The sequence below is a fragment of the Mesorhizobium maamorense genome (genome assembly GCF_044998965.1).
Lineage (GTDB): Bacteria > Pseudomonadota > Alphaproteobacteria > Rhizobiales > Rhizobiaceae > Mesorhizobium.
In genome coordinates, this window is sequence record NZ_CP173356.1 from 5,926,308 (window position 1) to 5,941,573 (window position 15,266).

At 62.3% G+C, this 15,266-nt stretch carries 20 protein-coding genes; 12 read left to right on the plus strand and 8 right to left on the minus strand.

From position 1 onward, the window contains the following. Positions 1 to 5 precede the first annotated feature (5 nt). Positions 6 to 320 carry a MocE family 2Fe-2S type ferredoxin gene (locus tag ACIU1A_RS29660; protein WP_140662341.1) on the plus strand — a complete coding sequence of 105 codons (315 nt, stop codon included), beginning with the start codon at positions 6 to 8 and terminating at the stop codon, positions 318 to 320. Continuing rightward, the gene (locus tag ACIU1A_RS29665; protein ID WP_404925949.1) at positions 317 to 1,555 is read left to right on the plus strand and encodes an NAD(P)/FAD-dependent oxidoreductase; all 1,239 of its coding nucleotides are present in this window, start codon (positions 317 to 319) and stop codon (positions 1,553 to 1,555) included. The genes ACIU1A_RS29660 and ACIU1A_RS29665 overlap by 4 nt, the downstream gene beginning before the upstream one ends. 69 nt (positions 1,556 to 1,624) lie before the next feature. Here ACIU1A_RS29665 and ACIU1A_RS29670 read toward each other — a convergent pair whose 3' ends face one another. The 5 genes from ACIU1A_RS29670 to hslV form a co-directional block, all read right to left on the minus strand. Continuing rightward, the gene (locus ACIU1A_RS29670; RefSeq protein ID WP_404925950.1) at positions 1,625 to 2,584 is read right to left on the minus strand and encodes a DUF1402 family protein; all 960 of its coding nucleotides are present in this window, start codon (positions 2,582 to 2,584) and stop codon (positions 1,625 to 1,627) included. A 163-nt stretch (positions 2,585 to 2,747) separates the two neighbouring features. Next, positions 2,748 to 4,058 carry an ATP-dependent protease ATPase subunit HslU gene (gene hslU / locus ACIU1A_RS29675; protein WP_140550442.1) on the minus strand — a complete coding sequence of 437 codons (1,311 nt, stop codon included), beginning with the start codon at positions 4,056 to 4,058 and terminating at the stop codon, positions 2,748 to 2,750. Between the two features lie 4 nt (positions 4,059 to 4,062). Further along, positions 4,063 to 4,662: a DUF2585 domain-containing protein gene (locus ACIU1A_RS29680; RefSeq protein ID WP_140517739.1), complete on the minus strand. Its 600-nt coding sequence runs from the start codon at positions 4,660 to 4,662 to the stop codon at positions 4,063 to 4,065. 3 nt (positions 4,663 to 4,665) lie between these two features. Then, complete coding sequence (locus ACIU1A_RS29685; RefSeq protein WP_140685562.1) at positions 4,666 to 5,199, minus strand: GNAT family N-acetyltransferase; 534 nt, start codon at positions 5,197 to 5,199, stop codon at positions 4,666 to 4,668. Positions 5,200 to 5,273: 74 nt separating this feature from the next. Continuing rightward, positions 5,274 to 5,825 carry an ATP-dependent protease subunit HslV gene (hslV, locus tag ACIU1A_RS29690; RefSeq protein ID WP_140524119.1) on the minus strand — a complete coding sequence of 184 codons (552 nt, stop codon included), beginning with the start codon at positions 5,823 to 5,825 and terminating at the stop codon, positions 5,274 to 5,276. A 213-nt stretch (positions 5,826 to 6,038) separates the two neighbouring features. Between hslV and hisB the strand changes: the two genes are divergently transcribed. The 10 genes from hisB (at position 6,039) to ACIU1A_RS29740 (ending at position 13,521) form a co-directional block, all read left to right on the plus strand. Further along, positions 6,039 to 6,638 carry an imidazoleglycerol-phosphate dehydratase HisB gene (gene hisB / locus ACIU1A_RS29695; protein WP_404925951.1) on the plus strand — a complete coding sequence of 200 codons (600 nt, stop codon included), beginning with the start codon at positions 6,039 to 6,041 and terminating at the stop codon, positions 6,636 to 6,638. A 3-nt stretch (positions 6,639 to 6,641) separates the two neighbouring features. Then, positions 6,642 to 7,118 carry a DUF2628 domain-containing protein gene (locus tag ACIU1A_RS29700; protein WP_404925952.1) on the plus strand — a complete coding sequence of 159 codons (477 nt, stop codon included), beginning with the start codon at positions 6,642 to 6,644 and terminating at the stop codon, positions 7,116 to 7,118. Position 7,119: 1 nt separating this feature from the next. Further along, positions 7,120 to 7,770: an imidazole glycerol phosphate synthase subunit HisH gene (gene hisH / locus ACIU1A_RS29705; protein WP_140517743.1), complete on the plus strand. Its 651-nt coding sequence runs from the start codon at positions 7,120 to 7,122 to the stop codon at positions 7,768 to 7,770. Between the two features lie 6 nt (positions 7,771 to 7,776). After that, complete coding sequence (locus ACIU1A_RS29710; protein WP_140491206.1) at positions 7,777 to 8,067, plus strand: DUF1330 domain-containing protein; 291 nt, start codon at positions 7,777 to 7,779, stop codon at positions 8,065 to 8,067. A 5-nt stretch (positions 8,068 to 8,072) separates the two neighbouring features. Then, entirely contained in the window at positions 8,073 to 8,822 is a 750-nt protein-coding gene (gene hisA / locus ACIU1A_RS29715; RefSeq protein WP_404928035.1) for a 1-(5-phosphoribosyl)-5-[(5-phosphoribosylamino)methylideneamino]imidazole-4-carboxamide isomerase, read from the plus strand. Beyond that, entirely contained in the window at positions 8,819 to 9,655 is an 837-nt protein-coding gene (locus ACIU1A_RS29720; RefSeq protein WP_404925953.1) for an arginase family protein, read from the plus strand. Before hisA ends, ACIU1A_RS29720 begins: the two co-directional genes overlap by 4 nt. Next, on the plus strand, positions 9,652 to 10,446 hold the full coding sequence (hisF, locus tag ACIU1A_RS29725) for an imidazole glycerol phosphate synthase subunit HisF (RefSeq protein ID WP_181173428.1): 795 nt from the start codon (positions 9,652 to 9,654) through the stop codon (positions 10,444 to 10,446). The genes ACIU1A_RS29720 and hisF overlap by 4 nt, the downstream gene beginning before the upstream one ends. Positions 10,447 to 10,478: 32 nt before the next feature. Continuing rightward, a complete protein-coding gene (locus ACIU1A_RS29730; RefSeq protein WP_404925954.1) occupies positions 10,479 to 10,802 on the plus strand; it encodes a phosphoribosyl-ATP diphosphatase in 324 nt (107 codons plus the stop codon). Between the two features lie 23 nt (positions 10,803 to 10,825). After that, positions 10,826 to 11,785: a type I pantothenate kinase gene (gene coaA, locus ACIU1A_RS29735; RefSeq protein ID WP_404925955.1), complete on the plus strand. Its 960-nt coding sequence runs from the start codon at positions 10,826 to 10,828 to the stop codon at positions 11,783 to 11,785. A gap of 143 nt (positions 11,786 to 11,928) precedes the next feature. Continuing rightward, positions 11,929 to 13,521, plus strand: coding sequence for a hypothetical protein (locus tag ACIU1A_RS29740; protein WP_140582995.1), 1,593 nt, complete (start codon positions 11,929 to 11,931; stop codon positions 13,519 to 13,521). Here the strand turns inward: ACIU1A_RS29740 and ACIU1A_RS29745 are convergent. The 3 genes from ACIU1A_RS29745 to arfB all read right to left on the minus strand — a co-directional run bounded on the left by ACIU1A_RS29745 (position 13,515) and on the right by arfB (position 15,236). Then, the gene (locus ACIU1A_RS29745; protein WP_140524103.1) at positions 13,515 to 14,132 is read right to left on the minus strand and encodes an alpha-ketoglutarate-dependent dioxygenase AlkB; all 618 of its coding nucleotides are present in this window, start codon (positions 14,130 to 14,132) and stop codon (positions 13,515 to 13,517) included. The two genes, ACIU1A_RS29740 and ACIU1A_RS29745, sit on opposite strands and share 7 nt — an antisense overlap. Positions 14,133 to 14,235: 103 nt before the next feature. Continuing rightward, positions 14,236 to 14,709, minus strand: coding sequence for a peptidoglycan-binding protein LysM (gene lysM, locus ACIU1A_RS29750; protein WP_140491191.1), 474 nt, complete (start codon positions 14,707 to 14,709; stop codon positions 14,236 to 14,238). An 89-nt stretch (positions 14,710 to 14,798) separates the two neighbouring features. Further along, positions 14,799 to 15,236, minus strand: coding sequence for an alternative ribosome rescue aminoacyl-tRNA hydrolase ArfB (gene arfB, locus ACIU1A_RS29755; protein WP_140491189.1), 438 nt, complete (start codon positions 15,234 to 15,236; stop codon positions 14,799 to 14,801). Between the last annotated feature and the right edge of the window lie 30 nt (positions 15,237 to 15,266).

A 15,266-nucleotide genomic window follows, 5' to 3' on the forward strand; every position in this document is an offset into this window, starting at 1 on the left:
AATGTATGAGCGACTGGGTCGAGGCCTGTGCCGTGGGAGACATCGACGAAGAAGATGTGATGCGGTTCGATCACGGCGGCCGCAGCTACGCCATCTATCGCAGCCCCGATGACGAGTATTTCGCCACCGACGGCCTGTGCACGCACGAAAAGGTGCATCTCGCCGACGGGCTTGTCATGGACGAGATCATCGAATGTCCCAAGCACAATGGCCGCTTCAACTACAAGACAGGCCAGGCTAAGGGCGCGCCGGCCTGCGTCAATCTCAGGACCTATCCGGTCAAGGTCGACGCCGGCAGCGTCCTCGTCCAGATCGGATGACCGGTATGACGCGCGGAATGGTCATCATCGGCGCCGGGGAATGTGGCGGCCGGGCAGCGCTTGCATTGCGTGACCTCGGCTATGAGGGACCAGTGACGCTGGTCGGCGACGAGCCGCATCTGCCCTATGAACGGCCGCCTCTGTCCAAGGACGCCATGGCCGGCGGCGCGCCCGAGATCAAGGCGATCGCCAGCGACGAGATCCTCGCCGAAAAGTCGATCCGGCATATCCATTCCATTCAGGCTGCAGCGATCGATCGCGCCGCGCATACTGTGCGCCTGTCGGACGGCTCGATGCTGCCCTACGACAAGCTGCTGCTGGCGACCGGCTCGACGCCCCGCAAACTGTCGATGCCTGGCCTTGACGGGCGCTGCGTCTACCTCCGCACCTTCGTCGATGCGCTGGCTATCCGCGCCCATCTCAAGGCGGGCAACCGCATTGCCGTCATCGGCGGCGGCTTCATCGGGCTCGAGCTCGCCGCGGTGGCCCGCAAGCTCGGTGCCGCGGTCACCGTCATCGAGGCGCAGCCGCGCATCCTGATGCGCGGCGTACCGGCCGAGATCGCCAAGGTCGTCCATGACACCCACGTCGCCGAAGGCGTCGACATAGCGTGCGGCGAAGGCATTGCCTTGATCGCCGACGACGACAGGCAGGTGCGCATCGCGCTTGCCGGCGGCCGCGAAATCCTCGCCGATCTCGCCATCATCGGCATCGGCGCCGTGCCGGTGACGGCTCTTGCCGCCGAAGCGGGACTGGCCATCGACAACGGCATATCAGTCGACGCCGAACTGCGCAGCAGCGACCTCGACATCTTCGCTGCCGGCGACTGCTGTTCGTTCCCGCTTGCCGTCTATGGCGGCCGTCGCGTGCGGCTGGAGGCCTGGCGCAACGCCCAGGAACAAGGCGCGCTGGCGGCAAAAAACATGCTCGGCGCCGGCGAAGCACATGCGGCGGTGCCGTGGTTCTGGTCGGATCAATACGGCCTGTCCCTGCAGATCGCGGGGCTTTCCGACGAAGGCCGCAGCACGGTGCGCCGCGATCTCGGTGAGGACGCCTTCATCCTCTTTCATCTTGCCGAGGACGGCAGGCTGGTGGCCGCCAGCGGCATCGGGCCGGGCAATGCGGTCGCCCGCGATATCAGGCTGGCGGAGATGCTGATCGGCAAACGGGCGAGGCCGGCGCCGGAAGCGCTCGGTTCGCAGGCGGTGAAATTGAAGTCGCTGCTGGCGGCGTAGGATGCAGCGCCAATTGTCAGGGTCTGCGGCGCAGGCGTTGGCAAATTAACGTCAGCGCGCCTGAACTCCCTAAAACAGCGCCTTCAGCTCCGGTAGTTTGTCATTGACCAGCCAGCCGTAATAATTCTCTTCCGGTAGCTTCAGCGGCCCGCCGGCGGCGCTGCGCTTGTCGTTCTCCGCCTTCAGCGCATAGGCGCGTTGCTCGGGATTGCCGACATTGTAGAGCGTGGCGGTCAGGCCCGGATTGCCCGAAATGTCGAAGCCGGCGATGCTCTTATAGGCGTCGATCGATTTCCGGATCGTCGCGGCAACGTAGGGCAGCGTCAGGTCGGGATCCATGATGGTCTTGTAGACCGCATTGGGATCGCCGACGTCGAGCTTGGGCAGGCCGGAAACCTTGTGCACGAGATCGCTCATCTGGAGCGCGGTCAGCGGATTGAGTTGGCCGAGACCAAAGGTCTGGCCGGCATAGTAGGGTTGGAAGAAAGTGGCGCCGAAACGGTCGTTGGGGAAATCCTCGCCGCCGACGGTCTTGCCGCGGAACGAACGGTTCCACACCTGCTCGCGGCATTCCCACAAATCGTAACTGTCGGACATTCCGGCGCATTTCCTGAATTCCGGCCGCTGCACGAAATCCGTGATGTCCTCGCCGTCATAGGCGAAGGACAGCTTGCTGGAGAGATAGGAGATCGCCTTGACGTAGTAGGTCTGCAGCCGGTCGTAGGCGTCGACATTGTAGGTGTGCTCGCCGACGATGGCGCCGACAATGTGCATTGGATCGATGCCGTAGACGCTTGCCGCCTTCTTGATCTTGCCGCGCAGGTCGGCGTCGTTCTGCAGCAGCGCGTAGACCTTGCGGTACTTCGCCTGGAAAGTGGTGTTGGTGGCCTGCGTGCGCCGGCTCGAGGCTCCCGGAATGCTGGGCTGCTCGGCATTGCGGTTTCCCGGCGGCACCAGGGTTGCCGCGTCGGCGCCGAACAGCGTTGCCGCCAGCGTCAAGCCGAGAATGACTGGGATGAGTTTTTTCATGCGCCCCGCCGCCTAGAGAATTGCCGCGCAAACTAGGTAAAGCTCCTGGTCGAGTCGAGAGCGGCCCTGCGCTCGGCAGAACGAAAGGTGGCCGAATGATACCATCCGGCCACACATGATCCATTCGCCCGACAGGCGCCGGAACGATCCGGCGCGCGCCTGCTCAAAGAATGAAGCGCGACAGATCGGTGTTCCTCGACAAGTCGCCGACATGCTTTTCCACATAGGCGGCGTCGATGGTCACCGCAGTGCCGTTGCGGTCCGGCGCGTCGTAGGAGATATCGTCCAGCACGCGCTCCATCACCGTCTGCAAACGCCTTGCGCCGATATTCTCGACGCTGGCGTTGAGGTCGACGGCGATGCCGGCCAGCGAATCGATGGCGTCGTCGGTGAAGGTCAGGTCGACGCCTTCGGTCTTCATCAGCGCGATATACTGCTTGATCAGGCTCGCTTCCGTCTCGGTCAGGATACGGACGAAGTCCTCCTTCTCCAGGGCGCGCAATTCGACGCGGATCGGCAGGCGGCCCTGCAGCTCCGGCAAGAGGTCGGACGGCTTCGAGACGTGGAACGCACCCGACGCGATGAACAGGATGTGGTCGGTCTTCAGCGGTCCATATTTGGTCGCCACCGTCGTACCTTCGACCAGCGGCAGCAGGTCGCGTTGCACGCCCTCACGCGAAGGCCCGCCCGAAATATCCGACCGGGCCGCGATCTTGTCGATCTCGTCGAGGAAGACGATGCCGTCATTTTCCGCGGCGTCCAGCGCCCGGCGCACCACCTCGTCCTGGTCGAGCAGCTTGTCGGACTCGTCGTTGACCAGCAGGTCGTAGGATTCCTTCACCGTCGTCTTGCGCAATTTGGTCTTCTTGCCGCCCATCGCCTTCGACAGCATGTCGTTGATGTTGAGCACGCCGATATTGGCGCCCGGCATGCCGGGAATCTCGAAACCGGGCATGCCGCCATTGCCGGTGTCGGCCACTTCGATCTCGATCTCCTTGTCGTCGAGTTCGCCCTCGCGCAGCTTCTTGCGGAAGGAATCGCGCGTGGCAGGGCTGGCAGTCTTGCCGACCAGCGCCTCCAGCACGCGTTCCTCGGCGTTGACATGGGCGCGCGCCTTGACGTCCTCACGCATCTTCTCGCGCACCAGGCCGATGGCGACCTCAACGAGGTCGCGCACGATCTGCTCGACATCGCGGCCGACATAGCCGACCTCGGTGAATTTGGTCGCCTCGACCTTGACGAAGGGCGCACCGGCCAGCCGCGCCAGGCGGCGCGAGATTTCGGTCTTGCCGACGCCGGTCGGCCCAATCATGAGGATGTTCTTCGGCATCACCTCTTCGCGCATCTGGCCTTCCAGCTGCTGGCGGCGCCAGCGGTTGCGCAAGGCGATAGCCACGGCACGCTTGGCGTCCTTCTGGCCGATGATGAAGCGGTCGAGTTCCGAAACGATTTCGCGGGGAGAAAATGTGCTCATATCACTAAATTCCACTTTGCCACTGCTTGATGGCCTCGAACGGATGCAGCAGCATGATCACGTTGAGTGTCAGATTGTCCCGGATAAGGTAGCCCGTACCCAGTTCGAAAAGGATGGCGAGGCTGACGATCACCCATATAGGTAGCCTTCGCGCCATCACAAATCCCAGCACCATGGCCAGCGTGTCCGACACCGAATTGATGATGCTGTCGCCGTAATAGTCGAGCGAGATGGTGCCGGCGCGGTAGCGCTCTATGATGAACGGGCTGTTCTCGATCAGCTCCCAGCCGCCTTCTATGAAGACGGCGAAAGCCAGCCGCAAGCCGACCGGCGAACGCGGAAACAGGAACCTGGCCAGCGCATAGAACAGGAAGCCGTGGATGATGTGCGAGAACGTGTACCAGTCCGATATATGCTGGGAATTCTCGGAACTGTTCACCACGCCGTGCCATAGTTTGACATAACCGCAGGTGCAGATCGGCGGATGCCCCATGCCATAGAGGGCTCCGGCCTGGAAAATGACTAGGGCGAGCACGAGCAGAAGCCCCATCCGCCAGCTGTCTTCATAGGCCGAGAGCGTGCTGTCCTCGCCAACTGCGTTCATCCGCTAATTCCCCGCTTCCCCGTTGTCCGCTTGCGTGTCGTGCGCATCGATAGCCATCAGCAAGACGTCGCCATATCTGGATTGCCGGCGACCAATTGCCTGGAATCCCGCCTTTTCATAGGCGCGGATGGCGCGGCCATTGGATGGATCGGGATCGATGATGACGCGCGGCACGCCTTCCTCGAACAACTGCTCGACGAACTGCCGCACGATCGCCGAACCATGGCCGATGCCGACCAGTTCCGGCCGGCCGATCGACAGGTCGATGCCGAGCGTCCCGAACGGCTGGTCGGCATAAGGGTGGTCTTCTTCCAGGTGTGGATCGTAGCTTTGCAGGTAAGCGATCGGCGTGCCGTCGAGTTCCACGATCAGCGGCTCGACGGAAATCGAATCGATATGATCGCGAATCTCGGCGATTTCCGTCTCGGGATCGTCCCACCACTGAGCGACATGCGGTTCGGCGAGCCAGCCGGCGATCATCGGCAGGTCCTTCTGGGTCACCGGCCGAAAATCGTAGCTATGGTCGTGTCTTTCCATGATCTTCTCCGAAGCCGGCCTCCATTTTTCGCTTGCGCGGTCTTTCGGATCGGGATCATGGACGCCGGCCTGTTTCAGGCGGCATCGAGTGTTTCGACGACGAAATTGTTATTGGTGTAGACGCAGATGTCGGAGGCGATCTGCATCGCCTTGCGCGCGATCTCCTCGGCATCCTTGTCGCTGTCCATCAAGGCGCGGGCCGCAGCCAGCGCATAGTTGCCGCCTGAACCGATGGCCATGACGCCATGCTCGGGCTCGAGCACGTCGCCGGTGCCGGTCAGCGCCAGCGAGACCGACTTGTCGGCCACCAGCATCATCGCTTCCAGCCGGCGCAGATAGCGGTCGGTGCGCCAGTCCTTGGCGAGTTCGACGCAGGCGCGCGTCAACTGGTCGGGATATTGTTCGAGCTTGGCTTCGAGCCGCTCCAGAAGCGTGAAGGCGTCCGCCGTGGCGCCGGCGAAACCGGCGATCACGTTTCCGCCCTTGCCGATGCGGCGCACCTTTCTGGCATTGCCCTTCATGATGGTCTGGCCAAGGCTGACCTGGCCGTCGCCGGCGATCACCACCTTGTTGCCCTTGCGCACCGTCACGATGGTCGTGGCGTGCATGGTCAGTTCATTGGACATTTGCTGCTCCGATTCGCGCCATCCCTCAAAAGGCGATTGGCGCGGTACGAGTGACTTTGATCGGCCCATATGTATGCATGGGGGCGGTGATTGCAAACGCTCGATACCGGCCTGGATCGCAACTGGCAATCGCCGGATCATGCTGCTAGAAGGCTTTCGTTTTCAAGCAGGCGAACGCCTGAAGCGCTTAAACTCACGGACAAGGACAAGGCCATGTCGCCCCGTTCCGCCGAAATCAGCCGCAAGACCAGGGAAACCGACATTGCCGTGTCGGTCCATGTCGACGGCTCCGGCAAATCGGACATCGTGACCGGCGTCGGCTTCTTCGATCATATGCTCGACCAGCTTTCGCGCCATTCGCTGATCGACATGACCGTTCGGGCCAAGGGCGACCTGCACATAGACGACCACCACACGGTCGAGGACACCGGCATCGCGCTCGGCCAGGCGCTGGCCAAGGCGCTGGGCGAGCGGCGCGGCATCATGCGCTATGCCTCGATCGATCTTGCCATGGACGAGACGCTGACGCGCGCGGCGATCGATGTCTCTGGCCGTCCCTTCCTGGTGTGGAACGTTTCGTTTTCCTCGCCCAAGATCGGCACCTTCGACACCGAGCTGGTGCGCGAATTCTTCCAGGCGCTGGCACAGAACGCTGGCATCACGTTGCATGTCACCAATCACTATGGCGCCAACAACCACCACATCGCCGAAACCTGCTTCAAGGCGGTGGCGCGTGCGCTGCGGGCAGCGCTGGAGCGCGACCCGCGCCAGCCGGACGCGGTTCCCTCCACCAAGGGATCGTTGAAGGGATAGGTCATGGCCAGCTATGTCGTGATGGAACCGCCAGGCCTTGGCGAAAAAGCCGATGCGACGGCCCTTGTCCGCGACGGCTTCACCTGGCTCGGCCTGCTGGTGCCGCCGCTGTGGTTCGCCTGGCATCGGCTGTGGATCGAAGCGGCACTCACCTTCATTGTCATGGCGGTGCTTTCGATGCTTGGCGAAAGGCTCGGTCTCGGGTTGGCCGGTTCGCTGCTGTCCCTGCTTGTCTCGCTCTATGTCGGCTTGGAAGGGCAGGCGCTGCGCATCGCGGCGCTCCGCCGCCGCGGCTGGCGCGAATGCGGGGTGGTCGAAGCCGGTTGGCTCGACGATGCCGATGCGCGCTTTGCCCTGGAGGCCGAGCGGCATGCGGATGAAGCCGAGCCTGCGCCGCGCATGGTGCCGGACGCCGCCCTGGCGCGCCCGGCGCAGCCGGGCATGGCGCTTGGGCTGACCCACATTCCGGGAAGGCGCTGACATGCGCGTTGCGATCATCGATTACGGCTCGGGCAATTTGCGCTCGGCCACCAAGGCCTTCGAGCGCGCGGCGCGCGAGGCGGGCATCGCCGCCGGCATCGACCTGACCGCCGACGCCGAGCGGGTGCGCACGGCCGACCGCATCGTGCTGCCTGGCGTCGGCGCCTATGCCGATTGCGCGGCCGGCCTGCGTGCCGTCCCCGGCATGTGGGAAGCTGTCGAGGAAGTCGCCATCGCCAAGGGGCGTCCTTTCCTCGGCATCTGCGTCGGCATGCAGCTGATGTCGCAGCGCGGCCTCGAAAAGACGATCACCGATGGCTTTGGCTGGATATCAGGTGACGTGAAGGAGATCACGCCGGCCGATCCGGCACTGAAGATCCCGCAGATCGGCTGGAACACGATCGAGCTGATGCGCAAGCATCCGCTGTTCTCCGGCGTTCCAACCGGGCCAACCGGCCTGCACGCCTATTTCGTCCATTCCTATCATCTCGATGCGCGCAAGCCCGACGAGGTGCTCGCGGTCGCCGACTATGGCGGCCCGGTAACGGCGACCGTCGCCCGCGACAACCTCGTCGGCACGCAGTTCCACCCAGAGAAGAGCCAGGCGCTGGGCCTCGCCCTGATCACCAATTTCCTGCGCTGGAGGCCTTGAGGAGCCATGAGCAAGAAGGGCTATTGGATGGCGATGATCGATGTTCGCGATCCCGATCTGTACAAGCGGTATATCGAGGCGAATGCCGTTGCCTTCGCCAAGTATGGCGCGAAATTCGTCGTGCGGGCGGGACGCCACGAGAGCCCGGAAGGGCCAACCGGCAACCGCCACGTCCTGGTCGAGTTCGAATCCTACGCCAAGGCCGTCGAATGCTATCATTCGCCGGAATATCAGCAGGCCTCGAAGTTTCGGCTTGCAGCCTCGACCGGCCATTTTGTCATTGTCGAAGGCGCTTGAGAAAAATGATCCTGTTTCCGGCAATCGACCTCAAGGATGGCCAGTGCGTGCGCCTCAAGCACGGCGACATGGCGACCGCGACCATCTACAACGACGACCCGGCCGCCCAGGCAAAGGCATTTGAAGAACAGGGCTTCGAATGGCTGCATGTCGTCGACCTCAACGGCGCCTTCCAGGGTCAGAGCGTCAACAGCGCCGCGGTCGGCGCCATCCTCAAGGCGACCAAGAACCCGGTGCAGCTCGGCGGCGGCATCCGCACGCTCGAGCAGATCGAGGATTGGCTCGACCGCGGGCTTGCCCGTGTCATTCTCGGCACCGTGGCCGTGCGCGATCCGGACCTGGTCAGGCAGGCTTGCAAGGCCTTTCCGGGCAAGGTCGCCGTCGGCATCGACGCCAAGGGCGGCAAGGTGGCGGTCGAGGGCTGGGCCGAAGCGTCGAGCCTCGGCGTCGTTGAGCTAGCCAGGAAATTCGAAGGCGCCGGCGTCGCCGCCATCATCTACACCGACATCGACCGCGATGGCGTGCTGACCGGCATCAACTGGGATTCCACGATCAGCCTCGCCGATGCCGTGTCGATCCCCGTCATCGCGTCGGGCGGCCTCGCCTCGATCGCCGACATCGTGCGCATGACCATGCCCGACGCGCAAAAGCTCGAAGGGGCGATCTCCGGCCGTGCGCTTTACGACGGCCGTATCGACCCGGCCGAAGCATTGGCGATCCTGAAAGGCGCGCCCCCGGTGGAGATGCGATCTTGAAAGTCTCGATCATCCTGGCCTCCTATGACAGCGGCCATTATCATGGCGGCATGGGGCAGGGGCCGGACGCGCTGATTGCGGGCGGACTGGTCGAAGCCTTGACCATGGCCGGCCACGATGTCGCGGTCGAGGACATCGGCAAGGTCGGCGGTGCCCAGGAGCGTGAGATCGCCACCGGTTTCGCTGTCTGCAATGCCGTTTCGGGCGAGGTCCGCATTGCCCGCGACAGGGGACGCTTTCCCATCGTGCTGGCCGGAAACTGCCTGACATCAGCCGGCGCGGTCGCCGGCGAAGGCGCCGACGCGATCATCTGGGCCGACCAGCACGGCGACCTCAACACGCCCGACACATCCATATACGGGTTTCTCGACGGCATGGCGCTGGCCACCGTGCTTGGCCTGTGCTGGCGCCCGATGGCGGCGGCCATTCCCGGCTTCCAGCCGATCGATCCGTCGCGCTGCGTGCTCGTCAACGCTCGCGATCTCGACCCGGACGAGAAACAGCTTCTGGAGGCATTGCCGGTGATCCGCACGGAATGTCCGGGAGCGGCAGCGGCAACCGAAAAACTCAAGGTCGCCGGCGCTAAACGCGTGCACTTGCATCTCGATCTCGACGTGCACGACCCTGAGGCGCTGCAGGCCAACCGCTATGTAGCGCCGGGCGGGCCGAACCCGGAACAATTGCGCGACGCGACCTGCGCTATGGCGCTTGCGGTGCCGATCGTCGGCATCACCGTTTCCGCCTACGATCCGGCTTTCGATGCGCAGGCCGATGTGCCGCCGCTGGTCGGGCAGCTGCTCAACGATCTCATAGCCACGATAGAAGGCCGCTGATGCTGAAAGCCCGCGTCATCCCCTGTCTCGACGTCAAGGGCGGCCGCGTCGTCAAGGGCGTCAACTTCGTCGATCTCGTCGATGCCGGCGACCCGGTCGAGGCCGCCAAGGCCTATGACGCGGCTGGCGCCGACGAGCTTTGCTTCCTCGACATCACCGCGTCATCGGACAATCGCGAGACCATCTTCGATGTCGTCGCCCGCACGGCCGAGCAATGCTTCATGCCGCTCACCGTCGGCGGCGGGGTGCGCCAGGTTGCCGATATCAGGAAATTGCTCCTGGCCGGCGCCGACAAGGTGTCGATCAACACGGCGGCGGTGAAGAACCCGGATTTCGTCGCCGAGGCCGCCGACAAGTTCGGCAACCAGTGTATCGTCGTCGCCATCGACGCCAAGAAAGTGTCAGGCGCCGGCGAGGCCGACCGCTGGGAGATATTCACCCATGGCGGGCGGGAAAAAACCGGCATGGATGCGGTCGAATTCGCCCACAAAATGGTCGATCGCGGTGCCGGCGAGATCCTGTTGACCTCAATGGATCGCGACGGCACCAAGGCCGGTTATGACATCGCGCTGACCCGCGCGGTATCGGACGCGGTGCGCGCGCCGGTGATCGCTTCGGGCGGCGTCGGCACGCTCGACCATATGGTCGAAGGCATTCGCGACGGTCATGCAGGTGCCGTGCTGGCGGCCTCCATCTTCCATTTCGGTACCTATACGATCGCCGAGGCCAAGGCCCATATGGCGCAAGCCGGCCTGCCGATGCGGCTGGACTCCTCGGGCGATCGGCCCTAGAGGCTTGCGGCAAGAAATAGGGCCAAGGCGCCATGACCGGGTTTTCACTCTCCGATCTGGAGACAATCATCAGCGAACGCGCCCATTCCGGCGATCCGGACTCGTGGACCGCCAAGCTTTACGCGCGCGGCATCGAGAAGGCGGCGCAGAAGCTCGGCGAAGAGGCGGTCGAGACGGTGATTGCCGCCATCAAGAGTGACAAACAGGCGCTCGTTTCGGAAAGTGCCGATCTTATATATCATTGGCTCGTCGTTCTCGGCATTTCGGGTGTGCCGCTGGACGACGTGCTTAGGGAGCTCGAAAGCCGCACCGGGCGTTCGGGTATCGCCGAGAAGGCGTCACGGTCCAAGCGCTGACCGCGAGGAGGGCAGGAATCTCGATGGATCAGCTCGCACCGACCGAGAAATATTCCCCTTTTCGTTTCTTCTCGGCCGAGCAATGGTCGCAATTCCGCGCCGACACGCCGCTGACGCTGAGCGAGGATGAATTCCGCCGCCTGCGGTCGCTGAACGATCCAATCGATCTCGAAGAGGTCAAGCGCATCTATCTGTCGCTGTCGCGGCTTCTGTCGGCGCATGTCGAGGCCAGCCAGCTGCTGTTCCGGCAGCGCCAGGCTTTCTTCAACGCCTCGGACGTGGTCAAGACGCCCTTCATCATCGGCATCGCCGGTTCGGTCGCGGTCGGCAAATCGACCACGGCGCGCGTGCTGAAGGATCTGCTCGCGCGCTGGCCGTCCAGCCCCAAGGTCGATCTCATCACCACCGACGGTTTCCTGTTGCCCAACGAGGTGCTGCGCCGCGAAAACCTGATGGAGCGCAAGGGCTTTCCCGACAGCTACGACGTCGGCGCGCTGCTGCGCTTCCTCTCGGGCATCAAGTCGGCGCTGCCAGATATCCGCGCGCCGGTCTATTCGCACCTCACCTATGACGTCATCCCCGGCGAGTTCGTCACCATCGACCGGCCCGACATCCTGATCTTCGAGGGCATCAATGTGCTGCAGCCGGGCAAGCTGCCGCAGGACGGCAAGATCGTGCCTTTCCTGTCCGACTTCTTCGACTTCGCCATCTACATCGATGCCGACGAGAAGCTGATCCACGAATGGTACATTTCCCGCTTCATGCGGCTGCGCGAGACCGCTTTCCGCAATCCGGAATCGTTCTTCCATCGCTATTCGCAACTGTCGGAGGATTCGGCACGGGCGATTGCCGAAGGCCTGTGGACCAACATCAACCTGAAGAACCTGCGCGAAAACATCCTGCCGACACGCGCCCGCGCCGACTTGATCCTACGCAAAGGCGCCGACCACCTCGTCGAGGAAGTGGCGCTGCGCAAGCTTTAGCTGGCGCGATTAACGGCACTTTAGGCTATCCGAGCTAGTTTCCGATGCAATCTTAATGGGATCGCAAGCAGCTATGCCTCTGTCCCAGTTTCGATCATGACCTTTAATCTTTTGCGGAGGCTCGTCCTTTTAGAGGCAATCATATGAGCTTGTCGGGCGCAAGAACGTTCGATGCGATGGTCGCATCCCAGTACCGTATCGGCAGTCTGCGGCAATTCTCGCTCGTTGGACTGGTCGTCGTGATCTCCTTTTTCATGCCTTGGACAGCGGGTGACAACACCGATGTGAGTTGGATAATCATTATCTGCGAGAAGATTTTTTCTGGTCAGAAACTCTATGTCGACATTTTAGAAACCAACCCGCCTTTTTCGGTCGCTCTGTATATCGGACCAGTGTGGTTGTCCCATAGGTTGGGAATTTCGCCGGAATTGGCGATCGAATATTTCATCTATCTTATCTTCGTCGTTTCGATTTTGTTGTCGGCCCTTGTGATCGAGAAAGGCAGGATCTTTGTCGATCTCAGAACCCAGTGGGTCTATCCCATGCTCGCGGTTCTGCTTCTGATCATGCCAGGGAATATTTTCGGACAACGCGAGCATATCGGTATGATGCTGTTCATGCCGATGCTGTTCCTGATGATGTGGCGTTCCAACGATAGTCCAGGCCAGCATATACCATTTGCACTTGCATTCACCGTTGGGCTGGCGGCAAGCGTGTTGCTGCTCGTTAAGCCCCACTGGGCACTTGGCATCGCACTGCCTTATCTTGTCATCGCCTGGCGAAGGCGGTCGCTTCTGGCCTGCCTGACTGTTGAGAATATCGTCATAGGCGCGATCTGCACGGGGTATCTCGCCAGCGTGCGAATATGGTTCCCAGAATTTCTTGATACATTCTTGCCTTTGCTGATGCGCTACTATGTCAGTCTGCGGGCCAACATAAATATTCTGTTGGCGCTGCCGACCTTTGCGGTGTTCGTCGTTTTTATAGCCTTCCAGATGCGGAAATCTGCTTGGCGAAGTGATGTGGCAATTGCGGTAACAAGTGGCGCAGGCTTCTTTGTCTCAATGGCATATCTTGGCAAATATTGGCCCAATCACCAGTATCCGTATCAGCTTGCGTTGCTGGTCGCGATGCTGTTGGCTGTTGCATCGCGACGGCAAAAAGTGCTCGCGCTTTCAGGAGAAGAAGCGGCCTCGGAGCGCGCCAATGCAAGACTTCATTCTAGCGCCGCCTTTGCCGTGGTTGTCGCTCTCACGGTAACGCACCACCAGTTTTACCAGATGCCGGAAAAGAGCCTGGTCGATGCAATCAAGGCCCGATACTCCTCGCCGTCCATTGTTCAGGTCAGTTCGGATCTTTCCGTCGGGAATCCGCTGGCGAGGATGGTCAATGGCCGCTGGCTTTCAGCCTACGCTCATGATTGGGTTGGCGCCCATGCGCTTTGGGGTTTGATGAAAGGCAACTATCACGGCGAAGACGAACGAATAGCGCGGCACGACCTCGACAACTATACGCTTTATGTCAACTCCTTGATCCGCGACAACAAGCCGGACATCATCCTTGTCGATCGCTTGGACAAGAAGAAATCCGTGTTGTCGTTGGCGGCGAATTATCCTCCAATATGGACTACCTGGATGCGTCAGAACGCTGACTTCCAGGCCTTGATGAGCAATTACGAAGAGATCGCGCTAGGAGACTACATCGAGGTCTATGCGCGGCGCAGCAGTGCTCACTGACCCCTCGTCACCCGCCGCAGCGTCAGATTGATCCTGCCGCCATTTTTCAGCAGCGCCGAGGTCGAGGGGTAGATGCGGTCGACGCCGTGAAAGCAGAGGCGTCCTTCGCCGCCGAGCACGACGACGTCGCCGCTCTTCAGCCGGAACGACCGGGTCGCCCCCTCGCGCGTCGTCTGGCCGACCCTGAACAGGCAGTCGTCGCCCAGCGAGACCGAGACGACGGGTGCTGAGAAATCCTCCTCGTCGCGGTCCTGATGCAGACCCATCTTCGCATCCGGCGCGTAGAAATTGACCAGGCATGCCTGCGGCGGATGCGGGTAGGCCGAGACCTCTCGCCACAACCGCATCAGCACATCCGGGATCGGCGGCCACGGCGTCCCTGTCACGGGGTGCGTCGGCTGGTAGCGATAGCCGCGTTCCTTGTCGGTGACCCAGCCGAGCGGGCCGCAATTGGTCATGCGCACGCTCATTTCCTTGCCGGTGCGCGGCATGGCCGGCACGAATAGCGGCGCCTGCTGGACGATGCCTCTCACATCCTCCACCAGCGCCTCCTGCACGTCGCGGGACAGATAGGCCGGCATGTGGCGGACGCCCTTGGGCAGAACGAGCATGAGGTCGGTCGCTAGCTCCGTTTCGTCGGTTCGAGCATGCCATCTGAAAATGAAAACGGCGACCCGAAAGCCGCCGTTCCCGAAAAATTCGCGTCTCCCTTGATCAGGTGAGGTCTGGAATGCGCAGGACCTGCCCCGGATAGATCTTGTCGGGATGGGTCAGCATCGGCTTGTTGGCCTCGAAGATGACCGTGTTCTTGGCGCCCTTGCCCTTGCCATAGCTTTTCTCGGCGATCTTCCAGAGATTGTCGCCCTTCTGGACGGTGTAGAAGGTCGGTTCCTTGGCCGCGGCCGCCGCCGAACCGGAGGCCGGCGCGACCTGCAACTCGTCCGCCTGCACCTTGGAGACGCCTAGCGTGTTGCCGACGGCGATGACCGCCTTTTCGAAAACCGACTGGTCCTTGACCACGCCCTTCAGCACCGCCGTGTCGCCCTGGACGACGACCTGCACGCCGTCGGTACCGAGCTTGTGCGAATCGAGTTCTTTCTTGAGCGTATCGGCGCTGGGTGCCGCTTCCTCGTCACCGCCTATGCCGAGCTTTTTGCCGACGCTCTTGACGAAATCGAACATACCCATCTCCAGGTCTCCTTGCTGTGGCAATGAGTAAACCTTGCATCTGCAAAGCGAAATTGAAAGCGGGTTCACGCGCGCGATTGGTGTGTTGCTTAATCGTTCTCTACCCGGCCGCGCAGTTTCTTGATGGTGCCGCGTCCGGCCTTGCTCTTCAGCCGCCGTTCGACCGCGCCTTTCGACGGTCTCGTCTTCTTGCGCGGCGGCGGTGGCGGCTCGGCCGCCTTGGCGACCAGCGCCGTCAGCCGCGCCCGTGCATCCGCCCGGTTCTGCTCCTGCGTGCGGAAGCGTCCGGCTTCGATGACGATGACGCCGTCCTTGGTGGCGCGCTGGCCGGCAAGCCTGATCGTGCGTTCGCGCACGCGCTCCGACAGGCCGGGTGCGTTGCGTGCATCGAAGCGCAGCTGCACCGCCGTCGCCACCTTGTTGACGTTCTGCCCGCCGGGGCCGGAGGAGCGGATGAAATCCTCGTGCAGATCACCCGGATGGATCACGGCATCGTCGGCAATGATGATTGTGTCGTCGCTCGTCATGCCGCAGTCATGGCGCGGCGCACGAAAAAA

What these genes read in the sequence shown, in the direction of transcription:
- ACIU1A_RS29680 (WP_140517739.1), bottom strand. Translation starts at nt 4,662, where the DNA reads ATGAACGCAGTTGGCGAGGACAGCACGCTCTCGGCCTATGAAGACAGC.
- ACIU1A_RS29740 (WP_140582995.1), top strand. Translation starts at nt 11,929, where the DNA reads ATGAGCTTGTCGGGCGCAAGAACGTTCGATGCGATGGTCGCATCCCAG.
- ACIU1A_RS29710 (WP_140491206.1), top strand. Translation starts at nt 7,777, where the DNA reads ATGAGCAAGAAGGGCTATTGGATGGCGATGATCGATGTTCGCGATCCC.
- hisH (WP_140517743.1), top strand. Translation starts at nt 7,120, where the DNA reads ATGCGCGTTGCGATCATCGATTACGGCTCGGGCAATTTGCGCTCGGCC.
- ACIU1A_RS29700 (WP_404925952.1), top strand. Translation starts at nt 6,642, where the DNA reads ATGGCCAGCTATGTCGTGATGGAACCGCCAGGCCTTGGCGAAAAAGCC.
- hisA (WP_404928035.1), top strand. Translation starts at nt 8,073, where the DNA reads ATGATCCTGTTTCCGGCAATCGACCTCAAGGATGGCCAGTGCGTGCGC.
- hisB (WP_404925951.1), top strand. Translation starts at nt 6,039, where the DNA reads ATGTCGCCCCGTTCCGCCGAAATCAGCCGCAAGACCAGGGAAACCGAC.
- coaA (WP_404925955.1), top strand. Translation starts at nt 10,826, where the DNA reads ATGGATCAGCTCGCACCGACCGAGAAATATTCCCCTTTTCGTTTCTTC.
- hslU (WP_140550442.1), bottom strand. Translation starts at nt 4,058, where the DNA reads ATGAGCACATTTTCTCCCCGCGAAATCGTTTCGGAACTCGACCGCTTC.
- ACIU1A_RS29685 (WP_140685562.1), bottom strand. Translation starts at nt 5,199, where the DNA reads ATGGAAAGACACGACCATAGCTACGATTTTCGGCCGGTGACCCAGAAG.
- arfB (WP_140491189.1), bottom strand. Translation starts at nt 15,236, where the DNA reads ATGACGAGCGACGACACAATCATCATTGCCGACGATGCCGTGATCCAT.
- ACIU1A_RS29670 (WP_404925950.1), bottom strand. Translation starts at nt 2,584, where the DNA reads ATGAAAAAACTCATCCCAGTCATTCTCGGCTTGACGCTGGCGGCAACG.
- ACIU1A_RS29745 (WP_140524103.1), bottom strand. Translation starts at nt 14,132, where the DNA reads ATGCTCGTTCTGCCCAAGGGCGTCCGCCACATGCCGGCCTATCTGTCC.
- ACIU1A_RS29660 (WP_140662341.1), top strand. Translation starts at nt 6, where the DNA reads ATGAGCGACTGGGTCGAGGCCTGTGCCGTGGGAGACATCGACGAAGAA.
- lysM (WP_140491191.1), bottom strand. Translation starts at nt 14,709, where the DNA reads ATGGGTATGTTCGATTTCGTCAAGAGCGTCGGCAAAAAGCTCGGCATA.
- hslV (WP_140524119.1), bottom strand. Translation starts at nt 5,825, where the DNA reads ATGTCCAATGAACTGACCATGCACGCCACGACCATCGTGACGGTGCGC.
- ACIU1A_RS29730 (WP_404925954.1), top strand. Translation starts at nt 10,479, where the DNA reads ATGACCGGGTTTTCACTCTCCGATCTGGAGACAATCATCAGCGAACGC.
- ACIU1A_RS29665 (WP_404925949.1), top strand. Translation starts at nt 317, where the DNA reads ATGACCGGTATGACGCGCGGAATGGTCATCATCGGCGCCGGGGAATGT.